9 protein-coding genes are annotated in these 12,445 nt (G+C 65.8%); 5 read left to right on the top strand and 4 right to left on the bottom strand.

Annotated elements, in window-relative coordinates; genetic code table 11:
* Positions 1–11: 11 nt before the first annotated feature.
* Entirely contained in the window at positions 12–1,463 is a 1,452-nt protein-coding gene (locus ACQP2D_RS30085) for a GntP family permease (RefSeq protein WP_433679300.1), read from the top strand.
* Between the two features lie 243 nt (positions 1,464–1,706).
* Here ACQP2D_RS30085 and ACQP2D_RS30080 read toward each other — a convergent pair whose 3' ends face one another.
* Positions 1,707–2,669: a helix-turn-helix transcriptional regulator gene (locus ACQP2D_RS30080; protein WP_433679298.1), complete on the bottom strand. Its 963-nt coding sequence runs from the start codon at positions 2,667–2,669 to the stop codon at positions 1,707–1,709.
* 63 nt (positions 2,670–2,732) lie between these two features.
* Here ACQP2D_RS30080 and ACQP2D_RS30075 point away from each other — a divergent pair, with 63 nt between their 5' ends.
* Positions 2,733–3,896 (top strand): epoxide hydrolase family protein, encoded by a 1,164-nt coding sequence (locus ACQP2D_RS30075; protein WP_433679297.1) that lies wholly within the window; start codon positions 2,733–2,735, stop codon positions 3,894–3,896.
* Position 3,897: 1 nt separating this feature from the next.
* Here the strand turns inward: ACQP2D_RS30075 and ACQP2D_RS30070 are convergent, their stop codons facing one another.
* The gene (locus ACQP2D_RS30070; protein ID WP_433679296.1) at positions 3,898–4,881 is read right to left on the bottom strand and encodes a helix-turn-helix transcriptional regulator; all 984 of its coding nucleotides are present in this window, start codon (positions 4,879–4,881) and stop codon (positions 3,898–3,900) included.
* Positions 4,882–4,945: 64 nt separating this feature from the next.
* On the opposite strand from ACQP2D_RS30070, the gene ACQP2D_RS30065 reads away from it, so the two are divergent.
* Positions 4,946–5,437, top strand: coding sequence for a pyridoxamine 5'-phosphate oxidase family protein (locus tag ACQP2D_RS30065; RefSeq protein WP_433679295.1), 492 nt, complete (start codon positions 4,946–4,948; stop codon positions 5,435–5,437).
* 323 nt (positions 5,438–5,760) lie between these two features.
* Here ACQP2D_RS30065 and ACQP2D_RS30060 read toward each other — a convergent pair whose 3' ends face one another.
* Complete coding sequence (locus tag ACQP2D_RS30060; protein WP_433679294.1) at positions 5,761–6,663, bottom strand: LysR family transcriptional regulator; 903 nt, start codon at positions 6,661–6,663, stop codon at positions 5,761–5,763.
* Between the two features lie 111 nt (positions 6,664–6,774).
* Between ACQP2D_RS30060 and ACQP2D_RS30055 the strand changes: the two genes are divergently transcribed.
* Positions 6,775–7,545 carry an SDR family oxidoreductase gene (locus ACQP2D_RS30055; RefSeq protein ID WP_433679293.1) on the top strand — a complete coding sequence of 257 codons (771 nt, stop codon included), beginning with the start codon at positions 6,775–6,777 and terminating at the stop codon, positions 7,543–7,545.
* A gap of 244 nt (positions 7,546–7,789) precedes the next feature.
* On the top strand, positions 7,790–11,188 hold the full coding sequence (locus ACQP2D_RS30050; protein ID WP_433679292.1) for a phosphotransferase: 3,399 nt from the start codon (positions 7,790–7,792) through the stop codon (positions 11,186–11,188).
* A gap of 36 nt (positions 11,189–11,224) precedes the next feature.
* Here ACQP2D_RS30050 and ACQP2D_RS30045 read toward each other — a convergent pair whose 3' ends face one another.
* Positions 11,225–12,445: an RNA polymerase sigma factor gene (locus ACQP2D_RS30045; RefSeq protein WP_433679291.1), complete on the bottom strand. Its 1,221-nt coding sequence runs from the start codon at positions 12,443–12,445 to the stop codon at positions 11,225–11,227.

The raw sequence follows: 12,445 nt of genomic DNA, 5'->3' as shown, positions 1-12,445 counted from the left end.
GAGGCACGGGCATGAACGCCACTGTCGACTGGCTGCGCACCACCACCCCGGGGTTGCTGGTGCTGTGCGGTCTCGCGATTGCCGTACTGCTGTACGCCATTATCAAGGTCAAGCTGGAGCCGTTCATCGCGCTGCTGCTTACCGGACTCGGTCTGGCACTGGCCGCCGGACTACCGGTGTCGAAGATCGTCGGCACGGCGATCAAGCCCGGTGATTCGCTCTTGGAGACCGGGTTCGGCGGCATCCTCGGGCATATCGCGGTCATTATCGGCCTCGGCACGGTGCTCGGCGCGATCCTCGAACGCTCCGGCGGCGCGGACGTATTGACCGGCAAGCTGTTGGGCATTTTCGGTGCCAAGGGCGCGCCGGTGGCGATGGGTCTGCTCGGGCTCATCTTCGGTATCCCGGTCTTCTTCGATATCGGCATCTTCGTGCTCGCGCCGCTGATCTATGTGGCCGCCAAGCGCGGTGGGCGGTCGCTGGTGCTGTACGCAATGCCGATGCTGGCCGGTCTGTCCATGACCCACGCCTTCCTCCCGCCGCATCCAGGACCGGTGGCACTCGGTGGCCTGCTCGGGGTGAGTCTGGGGTGGCTGATCATTATGGGATTCGTCTGCGGCATACCGGGATTCATCGCGGCCGGCCTGGTGTGGGGTACCTATATCGGAAAGCGGGTGCAGGTGGAGGTGCCCGCCGAATTCCTGATCCGACCCGATCAACCGGCCGAGGCGAAGGGCGAAGGCCCCGGCACCGCAACGGATCCCGGTTCGACGCGGACCGAGACCCGCGCGCCGTCGGTCGTGCTCATCGGTGAGATCATCGCGATTCCGCTGGTGCTCATCCTCGGCGCCACCTTCGGCACCCAATGGCTGGCCAAGGATTCGCAACTGCTGCAAGTGCTCACCTTCCTCGGTACGCCTGCCGTCGCGCTGCTGATCGCGGTACTCGTCGCCTTCTATCTCCTCGGTGTGCGGCGTGGCTCGAGTGTGCAGGAACTCAGCGCGCTCACCGCGGAATCGCTCAAGCCGGTCGGTATGTTGTTGCTGGTGGTGGGCGCGGGCGCCTTCTTCGGAAAGGTCATTTCCGCCACCGGAATCGGAACGGCGCTCGCCGACACCATGTCGGCCGCCGGGCTGCCGGTGATCGTGCTCGCCTACATCATCAGCTGTGGTCTGCGCATCGCGCAGGGCTCGGCCACCGTCGCCATTGTGACCACCGGCGGCATCGTCGCACCGGTGGTCACCGGGCACGGGTACGCACAGATGGCTATCGCGCTGATCGCCATGGCCATCGCGGCGGGCTCGATCATCCTCAGCCACGTGAACGACGGTGGTTTCTGGATCATCTCGAAGTACTTCAACCTGACAGTGAAGCAGACTCTGCAGACCTGGACGGTGCTCGAAACCGTACTTTCCGTAGTCAGTTTCGCGGTCGCGGCAGTGTTGTTCGCGATCGTCGGCTGAGCGACGCTCGGACAACCGGCGCCAGCCCGGTATGCGGACCGAATCCAATTGCCGGGCTTGGTGATTCGTGCAACAGGACGTCGTCTCCGTAGTCGGCGAGTAGCCCTGCCGCCTCGGGATCGCGGCGGTCGGTGCTGTCGCACGACGGGAGCCGGTGGTCGCGGTGCGCAACGGGGTGGTGCGACTCATGCCGACATCGGCGCAGATGAAGGCGCCCGGTGCTCGGCTGGAGCTGAGTGCGGATCATTCGAACTCGCGCAGCGCGGCTGTGCAACGGTCGGCTTGGGCGTGGATCGCGGCGACGAGTTCGGGTGGACCGCCGAGCAGTGTGAAGTCGATATCGGTCGAGGTGATCATCCAGACCAGTGCCTCGGGTGTGTCGGCACCGACGTGGAGTTGGCAGCTCTGGTCGTCCACGGCCTCGATGACGCCCATACCGGGCCAGACATTCGCGGCCGCATCCCCGGCGGACTTGTGCAGCAGGGCGATTGCTTGATACGGCCAGACGCGGGCGGACAGTCGCAGTGAAAGGTGCGCCGCGACATCGCCTTCCGGGAGTTCACGCGGGGTGAAACGCGGGCCGGTCGGGGTGTGCGGCGTCATGCGGTCCGCTCGGAAGGTGCGCCAATCGCCGCGGTCGACATCCCAGGCAACGAGGTACCAGCGCCTGCTGAAGTGCACCAAACTGTGCGGCTCCACCGAGCGGCGGGTGGTGGCGCCGCCGTGCGCGCGATAGTCGAAGCGCAGCCGCTCGTGCCGTTGACAGGCCTCGGCAATGGCCATCAAGGTATCCGGTTCGACTGTCGCATCCGCTTTCCCGACCCGGACCGTCGCGCCACGCAGGGTGCGGACCCGATGGCGCAGGCGCGGCGGCAGTACCTGCTCGAGTTTGGTCAGCGCGCGCAATGATGCCTCTTCGATGCCCGCGACGGTGCCGTCGGACGCGCTGCGCAAGCCGACCGCCACCGCGACGGCCTCCTCGTCATCGAGCAGTAGCGGCGGCAGCGCGGCCCCGGCGCCGAGCCGATAGCCCGCGGTGCCCTGGGTGGCGTGCACCGGATAGCCGAGTTCACGCAAGCGATCCACGTCGCGGCGGACCGTGCGGCTGGTGACGCCGAGCCGTTCGGCGAGTTCGGTGCCGGTCCAGTCGTGGTGGGTCTGCAGCAGGGCGAGCAGTTTGAGCAGGCGCGCCGAGGTCTCCAACACGGAATCCAGAATGCCAGAAGCTTAGGAACGATCCTGTCCTAAGCGGGTCATACCGTCGTTTTCATGAGTACCGAACACGACATCCGCCCATTCCGCATCGATATCCCGCAGGCGCAGATCGATGATCTGCGCGCCCGGCTGGCGAATACCCTGTGGCCGGACGAAATCCCCGGCGCCGATTGGGATAGGGGCGCGTCGATCTCTTATATGCGTGACCTCGCCGAGTACTGGCGCGGCGAATACGACTGGCGGGCAGTCGAAGCGCGGTTGAACCAGCTGCCGCAGTTCGTCACCGATATCGACGGACAGCAGGTGCATTTCCTGCATATCCGCTCGCCCGAACCCGATGCCATGCCGCTGGTACTGAGCCACGGCTGGCCCGGCTCCTTCATCGAATTCCTCGATGTGATCGGACCTTTGAGCGATCCGCGGGCGCACGGTGGTGATCCGGCCGATGCGTTCCATCTGGTCGTTCCGTCGCTGCCCGGATTCGCATTCTCGGCGGCCGGGCCGAAGATCGGGGACGGCTCGACCGAGCGGTTCGCGCAGGTGGTCGCGAAGCTGATGGCGCGACTCGGCTACGAGCGGTATGGCGCGCAGGGCGGCGACGCGGGGTTCTTTGTCTCGACCGAGCTGGGACGGATTGCCGCCGACCAGGTACTCGGCATCCATGTGAACGGGCCGATCACGCTGCCGTCCTGGGACGACGGTAAAGAGGTTGGGGAACCGGAGTACAGCCGGGAGGATCAGGCCAAGCTGGACACGCTCACCGGCAGCGAGAGCCACACCCGCTACGGCTATGCAATGGTGCAGGCGGGACGCCCGCAAACCCTGGCGATCGGCATGCATGATTCGCCCGCGGGGCTGCTGTCCTGGATCGTCGATATCTTCCAGCGCTGGACCAATCCCTCGCTCGAACTGCCCGATGCAGCGGTGGATCGCGATGCGCTGCTGACCAATGTCAGCCTGTATTGGTTCACCCGGACGTTCGTCTCCTCGATCAGGCTGTACGGGGAGGGTGATTCGTGGGGAATGGCATTACGGAATTCCGGTGTGCCGACAGCGGCGGCGGTATTCGCCGGTGACAATTCCATTCGTGTGATCGCCGAGCGGCAGCACAATATCGTGCGCTGGACCGAATTCGACCGGGGCGGTCACTTCGCGGCAATGGAAGCGCCGGATCTGCTGATCGACGATATGCGCGCGTTCTTCCGCTCGCTGTGCTGACTCATTCGGTAGCGGCCGTGCGCCGATAGCGCTCGGCCATGGCGAAAGCCGTTGCGGCGAGCCGGTCGCGCAGTTCGGGCGGGTCGAGGACCTCGCAGAATTCGCCGAGCGGGAGCAGGGCGCCCGCCAGGACCTCGTAGGACTCCGAGGGGATCGTCACTTCGATCCACCCCTGGGTATCGGGCGCGGTCGCGGAGGCCATTGCCTCGGCGACCGCGGCGGGCTCGTTCGTCAATCGCAGCAGCCGCACGTGCGATGCCGCGATCCGGCAGCGCGCCCGCACCCGCAGCATGGACCGGGCGAAATCGTCGGTCGATGCCGACCAATGCGCGGCGAGGTCGAAATCTTCCGGGCGCGTGAATGATTCGCCGGTCTGCTCGGCGGAGGTGATCCGGCCGACGCGATAGGAACGCGCCGCCGACTGGTCGCGGGCGATGAGATACCAGGTCCCGGCCTTCAAGACCAGGCCGAGCGGATCCAGGCGGCGTTCGACGGCGCGGTCCTTGCGCTGGTAGCGGATGTCCAGTCGCCGGTCGTGCCACAGCGCATCGGCAATCGTTGCCAGCGTTGGTGTTTCGTCGGGGCGATGGAACCAGCCTGGCGCGTCCACATGGACGCGTTCCGCGATTCGCGTTGCCCGGCCTCGCAATTCGGGTGGCAGTGCGGCGAGCACCTTGAGCTGTGCGGTGGCCAACACCGTGCCGAGTCCGAGGTCGGCCGCGGCGGTGGGCTGTCCCGCGAGCAATATCGCATCGGCCTCCTCGGTGGTGAGACCGGTCAATCGGGTCCGGTAGCCGTCGACCAACTGCACGCCGCCCGCGCGTCCCGGTTCGCTGTAGATCGGCACGCCAGCAGTCGAGAGCGCCTCGATATCGCGATAGACCGTGCGCACCGATACCTCGAGCTCGCGTGCCAGCTCCGGCCCTGTGGTCCGGCCGCGGGTCTGTAGCAGCAGCAATAGCTGCACCAGTCGACTCGCTCGCACGATTCGAGATTAGCGGTAAAAACTTGACAGAAGATGTCAGGTTTGAGTCGTACCGTCTTGTCTCATGACGACATGGAGCCAGTTCACCGAAGAAGCCCCACGCATCGCGACCGTGTTCACGCGTCGGCACAAGGCCACCGGCAATCTCTGCATGCTCGGGACCCTGCGCTCGGACGGCTTCCCGCGCATCAGCCCGGTCGAACCGCGGATTTTCGAGGGGATGCTGGTGATCGCGGGTATGCCGAATACGACCAAGTTCAAGGACCTCGCCCGCGACCCACGGTTCTGCCTGCACACCGCCACGGTCGACACCCAGGTCGGCGATGGTGACGCGAAGTTGTTCGGCACCGTCGTGGACCTTCCGGACAAGCAGGTGCACGCGCGGTTCGCGCAGCAGCTGTTCGATGAGACCGGGTTCGACATCCGCGACCAGGAGTTCGACCACTTCTATACCGCGGATCTGACCAGCGCCTCCACCGTCGAGGTCATCGATGATCACCTGGACATCACCATCTGGAAGCCGGGGCAGGGGGAGCGGGTGGTGCGCAAGCACTGAGCGGTCGACGGCGTCGGTCGTCGCCGCACTGCGTGCCGAAGCCGATCGCGAGCGCTGTGGTGTTGTCGGCGAAGTCCTGTTCGAATCTGTCTGGTTTCCGGACTCGATGGCGGCTGCCGTGACGATGTCGTCGGTGTTGGCGAACGGCCACAGCCCGGCAACGGTGACGATGCGGGCTCGGCCGATCGCTGCGCTGGCGGATTTGGTCAGGAGGGGGATGAGCTCGGCGAGGCGGTCGTCGAGTCCGAACGTTCCGTCGCGGCGATTCGGTGGCACATCGCGGAGGGCGGCTAGGGGCCTTGGTGTTGGAGGGGTGCGGCGCCTCAGTGCGGGGTGAGCTGGGTTGCGATCGATGTCGGAACCGGAATGCCGCGGCGGGTCAGGTCTGCTGTGAAGCGTTGTGCGAGTGGGTCGTTCGGGGTTGTGGTCAGAGCGACGACGGCGCGGGTGAGTCGTGGTTTCAGGCTGGCTACCGCTCCGGCGAATGTGGCGGTCAGGGCGGTGGTGGGGACCAGGGCGATGCCGAGTCCGGCGGCCGCCAGTTGTGCCGCGGTGGTGGCCTGGCGGGTGCGGGTCGCGGCGGTCAGGGTGACGCCGTGTTGGGCGGCGATCTCGTCGAGCCAGGCGGCGAGGCCGTTGTCGGGGTGGTAGTGCACGATCGGGTGTTCCGCGATCTGCGCGAAAGTCATTGTTGCGCTCGGATGTTCGGTGGCCGGCAGCGCGGCGACGATCTCTTCCTCGCCGATGGTGTCGAGATGTCCGTCCCAGTGCGTCGGTTCGGGACCGATCGCGATATCGACCCGGCCCGATGCCGCCAGTTCGGCGAGGGCGTCGGCGCTCGACAGTTCCGTCAGTGCGAGCTGGATACCCGGGTGCCGCCGATGCCAGGTGCGCAGGACCGGTGCCAACAGCCCAGCGGTCATGGTCTCCGCGCAGCCGATGCGCAGTTGTCCCTCGGTGCCCGCGGCGACGGCGCGGCCGGTCGCGACGACACGCTCGGCGGCGGCCAACGCGGCCCGTGCGTCCGCGACGATCGCGCGACCGGCCGCGGTCGGTCGTACTCCGCGCGGCAGTCGCTGCACCACCGGCGTGCCGATCTCGCGCTCCAAGGCCGCGATCTGATGCGACAGGGCGGGCTGCGACATGTGCAGGCGCGCCGCTGCTTCGGTCACCGAGCCGTAATCCAGCACGGCGACAAGGCATTCCAGGGTGCGCAGCGTTGCCATTCGGCAATTCTATCGAAACCAGAGAAAAGATTCATGTCGCGACGGGATTGTCGCGATACCGGACCACGTTCGATCTCGGTGAAAGGCAAACAACTACCGAGGAGGCAAGGCATGTCAGCTGCAATGGATGGGAAGAAGCTGCTCGTCATCGGGGGACGTTCCGGGATCGCGCAACAGATCGCCGCAGACGCCCTGATCGCGGGTGCGCACGTCGTACTCGCTGGCCGGGATCAGAAGGCCATCGATGCCGCGGTTGCCCGGATTGCGCATGACCACGCGGCCGGAGGCGCACAGGGCTCGGACGCTGCGACCATCGGCGAACGGGTGCGCGGCGCGACGGTCGACCTGACCGACGAAGATTCGATCCGCATGCTCGCCGAGCAGACCGGCGACCTGGACTACCTGGTTTCGGTAGCCGCCGCACACGCCAATGGCCCGGTCGCGCAACTGGATCGAACCGCGATCACCAGGGCATTCGACGCGAAGGTTATCGGCCCGCTCCTGCTCGCCAAACACGTCGCCCCCCAAATCCGCACTGGCGGAGCAATCCTGCTGTTCTCCGGCGTCGCCGCATGGCGCCCCACCCCCGAACGCGCGGTCATGGCCACCACCAACGGCGCCGTCGCCTTCCTCGCCGAAGCCCTAGCAGTAGAACTCGCCCCCATCCGCGTCAACGCCCTCTCCCCAGGCATCGTCGATTCCGGCGCCTGGGACAAAATGGGCCCCACCAAGGACCAGTTCTTCACGAACGTCGCCACCACCATCCCCGCCCGCCGCATAGGCCACCCATCCGACATATCAGCAGCCGCCCTCCTAACCCTGACCAACCCCTTCCTCACCGGCACCACCCTCCACATCGACGGCGGCGGCCACCTCACCTGAGTCGAAGCACCGATCCCTCTCGCTCCATTGGCATTTCGTGGTCGGGCGGCGCGACCCTCGGGCATCGCCACTCTCGTCTCAGCGGCCTGCGACCCGCATAACGCGGCACGTGGTGACGCGCCCACCGGTCACGCCACGAGCCCTGCCACCGTCTGACAGAATCGAGACAGTGCTCAATGCGAGGGGGAACGCAAAGATGGTGTTGGCCGCGCGATTTCAGCCGGGGGCTACTCGGCGTCCGTTCGTGGATCGGGAAACTGTTCTAACGACTTTCGACGAATTGCTCGCCGGCTCCGCGGACCATCCCCGGGTCCTGCTGCTCAGCGGCGTCGGAGGCATCGGCAAATCGCGGCTGGTCGCGGAGTTGCGTTCGCGGGTCGCAAAGCAGTATCCGGCGGCGGTACTGGATCTGCAGGTGCCGAGTCAGCGCCAGGCGGCCGACGGATTGGCGGTGCTGCGGACGCAGTTCGGCGCCCAGAAGGTCAAGTTCCATCGGTTCGATATCGCCTGCGCGGTACTGTGGCAGCGCCTACATCCCCATCTGCGGCTGACGTCGGAGCTGGCACTGGCCGAACACAGTGAGGTACTGACCGAAATCCTCAACGACGCCACCGGAATTCCGGTTTTCGGCACGGCGTCTCGGCTATTGGAATTGGGTGCTCGGCGCGCGATTCGCATCCACCGAATCCGCCACGACCCGATCCTGCAGGAGCTCGATCAACTGAGCCTCGGCAATCTGGAAGCCGCGGTGTCGTATCTCTTCGCGGAGGATCTGAAGGCCGCAACGGCGGGTAAGAAACCGTATGTCGTCTTCCTCGACGCATATGAAGCGCTGATGGGAGGTGTCGATCGCGAGGGCCGGGTCGCGGCCTCGGATGCGTGGCTGCGAGATGTCGTGGCACAGTTGAACACCGGGCTTGTCGTCATCGCGAGTCGGGAGCCGCTCGGGTGGGAGCGATACGATCCCGAATGGGCCACACGAGTGCATTCGTTACGGGTCGACGATCTCCCGATGGCTGCCCGATACGAACTGTTGGACTCCTCCGGTGTCGATGACGCTGAGGAGCGCGAGGCGATCGCGGTGTCGAGCGCAGGGGTCCCGTTCTATCTGCATCTGGCGATCGATGCGCGGAGTCGGATCGAGGGTGCTTCGGTAGCCGCACTGGTCTCGCCCGAAGCGATCTTGGAACGGTTTCTGCAGCACGTGCGGCCGGAGGAAGTTCGGACGCTGGAACTGCTGAGCCTGCCGCGCACATTCGATCTCGAGATATTCACCGACATCACCGGCCAATTCGGGGTTCCTGGCCATCTCACCGAGTGGAAGTCGTTGATCGCGTACTCCTTTGTCTACGCGGCGAACGACGGCGGTGACGGCGAGCGGTATCAACTACACCAGTTGATGGTCACAGCATTGCGGCACCGGCTGGATGCCGATGTGCGGTCGGTGTTGCACGCGACGCTGCACGATCTGTGGCGGACACGCTCGGACAGGCCGGGTGGTCTGGGTACGGCACTGCGCGAGGCGGGCTACCACGGTGTCCGAGCAGGGATTCTCAATGCCGCCGCTCTGCTGGAGTATGTCGACCGGATCGAAGCCGCGGGCGGAAATCAGGGGATCGAGGGGGTACTCAGCGATTTGCACAGCTTCCTACGCCAGCCGCATGACACCCTGGCAGATATGGCGGAGCTTTCCGAACTCACCCGCTGCCTCGAGGCCGAGGCAGCGGTTCTGTTGGGCGATGCGAAGCAGGCCGACCGCTTGACGCGCCACGTCGACCTGGCCCGAACCGGTCCGGTCGCGGAACGGCTCGCGCTCGCGGCGGCGAATGCGCGCCGCATACTCGGTGCGACGGACGACGCATTGTCGATCTATTCGACCGTGTGGGCTCGCGGCTCGGGGCGAACGCGATTGCATGCCGGGCAGTGGGCGGCGGATCTACATATGTGCCAGGGACGTTTTGCTCGAGCGCTGGAATTGTGCGACGAACTGGTCGCATCGGCCGGCGATGATGATCGCGACTTTCTGGGCGATGTGGCCCGGTTGCGGCATCTCACTTATCGCTTGTCATTCGATACCGACACGGCCGCAAGATATTTGGCCGAGGCGGACGCGCACTACCGAGCCGCCGGGAGCGTTGTCGGACAGGCCAATGTCGCAACCAACCTGGCCGAGCTATTGGCTTTGACCGATCCGGCGCGGGCCATTGCCGCCGCCGGTACGGCGATCTCCAAGCAGCGCGAGCTCGGGGCGCTGCACGAACTCGGAAAGGCTTACACCGCACTAGGTTTGGCCGAGCTCTCACTTGGCGATCCGGACGCGGCCGACCACGCACTGACCGATGCCTGTGAGATCTTGGAGCAGGCTGGTTACCGTTCCGGTCGGGCGCGGGCGGAGTTGTTCCGCGCCGGTGTGTTCGCGCGGCGCGGTCTGCGTGCCGAGGCCGTCGAGAGCGTCCGATGGGCAGTGGCCGAACTGGAAGCGGCGAATGTATACCCGGGATTGGTTCTGGTCGCACGGGCGGTGCTCGCCCTGTTCGGTTGGATCGAGCGCGATGTCGCCCTAGCGGCTGCGCAGGCCCGCCTGCGGACGCGACCGCCTCTACCGAGTCGGAATCTGGACTTGGGTGCACAGCAGTTGATCGCGCGGATACTGGGCATCGATGCCGATGTCTATTACCGCGAAGCGAGTGTGCGAACTGATTCGTCGGCGGGGTACTACAACCACAATGTTCGCGTCGATGGCGCCATGGGCGTGGTGAATGTACGGATCCCCGTCGACGGGGCCGATGTGATGGATCTACGGGTATGGCCCGAGGCGGCGGTGTTGCGCACCATCGAGCCGTTCGTGACCGCCGCGCCGCGCCTACGCTGGGAGTCCGCGGAACCCGCATACCAGATCCACGAGTATGTCGAGGGTGAGGTGCTGGATCGGATCGCGCCACGCGGTGCGGCCGTTCCCGTGTACGTGCCCGGCGATGTGGCGACGCTGTTTGCGGATCTGCGCCGAATCCCGCCCGAACTGCTGCCACCGAATCCGACAGGGCGAGTAGAGGATCCGGTTGTGTTCGCGCGGCAACTGTCCGACATCACCGACCGTGTGCACCGTGAGAACAGTGCGGCGTTCGGTGCGCTGTATGCCCGTCTCGGCGTGCCCGCGAGACCGCTCGACGATGTCGTCGATGCGTGGAACACACTCGAGCCGAGGCCGTTTCGGCTATTGCATGCCGATGTGCACCGGAAGAACATGATCATTCGCGACCATTCGGTCGTATTCATCGATTGGGAGCTCGCGCTGTTCGGTGACCCGTTGTACGACGTGGCTACCCATCTGCACAAGATGACCTACCTGCCGGACGAACTCGATACGTTCCTGAGCGCATGGATCGCCGCCGAGCCGGCGGCCGCGCAGGGCTCGTGGCGGCGTGACCTGCAAACCTACTTGAATCATGAGCGGGTCAAATCCGTCATTGTCGACTCGGTTCGCTATGCCAAGGTGTTGGCCGAAGAACAGGTGACAGTGGAGGCGGCGGGGGCGCTTATTGCCAGTCTGGTCGGCAAACTTGAAGCGGCGCGGGTGATCTGGAGGCAAGATGAAGTGGTCGACCCCGGGCTGGTCGAGATGGCGCTGAGGTCTTGGCGATGAGGTGCTCGTTCTTATCGTAATCCGTTGTCCGCCAGGTTAGTTCGCCGACGCGAGGTCGTTGCGTTTCCGTTGGAGGAAGGTCTTTTCGGTGGTGTTGGTGGTGTGGGTGATGGCGGTGTCGTAGGCGTGGATGGCTTCGGGGGTGCGGCCGAGGCGACGGAGGAGGTCGGCGCGGATCGCATGGTAGAGGTGGTGGTTCGGTAGGTCGATCTCGTCGAGTAGGGCGAGTGCGGTGGCTGGGCCTGCGGTCTCGGCGACGGCTACCGCTCGGTTCAGTGCTACTACCGGGCTCGGTGCTACGGCGGTCAATTGGTCGTAGAGTCGTAGGATCTGTTGCCAGTCGGTAGATTTCGTGTCGGGGGCGTCCGCGTGTACCGCGTTGATGGCCGCTTGGATCTGGTAGGGGCCGGGTTGGTTGCGGCGCAGGCACTCACGGACGAGTGCGTGGCCTTCCGCGATGAGGGTGCGATCCCAGCGGTGACGATCCTGTTCCGGCAGTGGTACCAGCGAACCGTCGGGTGCGGTGCGGGCGCGGCGACGCGATTCGGTGAGCAACATCAGTGCGAGCAGCCCGCGCGCCTCCGGCTCATCGGGCATGAGCTCGATGAGTAAGCGCCCCAGGCGGATTGCCTCGGTGCACAGGTCGGTGCGCACGAGCCGATCGCCGGAGCTGGCGGTGTGGCCCTCGGTGAAAATGAGGTAGATGACGGCGAGTACCCCGTGCAGCCGGGCGGGCAGGTCCGCATCGCGGGGGACGCGGTAGGGAATTCGGGCGTCGCGGATCTTGCCCTTGGCTCGGACGAGCCGCTGGGCCATTGTCGATTCGGAAGTGAGGAAGGCGTGGGCGATTTCGGGGGTGGTCAGCCCGCCGAGCAGTCGCAGCGTGAGTGCGACCTGAGCGTTGAGCGATAGGGCGGGGTGGCAGCAGGTGAAGATGAGGCGGAGCCGATCATCCTGCACCGCACCGGAATCGGGCAGTTCGTCATCGGCGTGCAGGAGTGCGGCCTCGGCGTGCCGGTCATCGCGAGATGCCTCGCGCCGCAAGCGATCAATGGCTCGGTTGCGTGCGGTGGTGATGATCCAACCGGGTGGGCTGGGTGGGAGTCCATCCGTCGGCCAGCGGTGCACGGCGGCGGTGAACGCGTCCTGTACCGCGTCTTCGGCGATGGTGATATCGCCGAAGACGCGGATCAGGCTGGCGACCGCGCGGCCGTAGTGTTCGGTGAACACGGCCTCGATCGTGGCGGAGGTGACCAT

The organism is Nocardia sp. CA-119907, assembly GCF_050955995.1.
Taxonomy (GTDB): domain Bacteria; phylum Actinomycetota; class Actinomycetes; order Mycobacteriales; family Mycobacteriaceae; genus Nocardia.
Note: the sequence above shows the minus strand (reverse complement) of the source record. Positions and strands in the feature narration are given on the sequence as shown.

Coding starts and splice junctions, on each gene's coding strand:
- ACQP2D_RS30085 (WP_433679300.1), top strand. CDS start 12: ATGAACGCCACTGTCGACTGGCTGCGCACCACCACCCCGGGGTTGCTG.
- ACQP2D_RS30075 (WP_433679297.1), top strand. CDS start 2,733: ATGAGTACCGAACACGACATCCGCCCATTCCGCATCGATATCCCGCAG.
- ACQP2D_RS30065 (WP_433679295.1), top strand. CDS start 4,946: ATGACGACATGGAGCCAGTTCACCGAAGAAGCCCCACGCATCGCGACC.
- ACQP2D_RS30060 (WP_433679294.1), bottom strand. CDS start 6,663: ATGGCAACGCTGCGCACCCTGGAATGCCTTGTCGCCGTGCTGGATTAC.
- ACQP2D_RS30055 (WP_433679293.1), top strand. CDS start 6,775: ATGTCAGCTGCAATGGATGGGAAGAAGCTGCTCGTCATCGGGGGACGT.
- ACQP2D_RS30045 (WP_433679291.1), bottom strand. CDS start 12,445: ATGGTCACCTCCGCCACGATCGAGGCCGTGTTCACCGAACACTACGGC.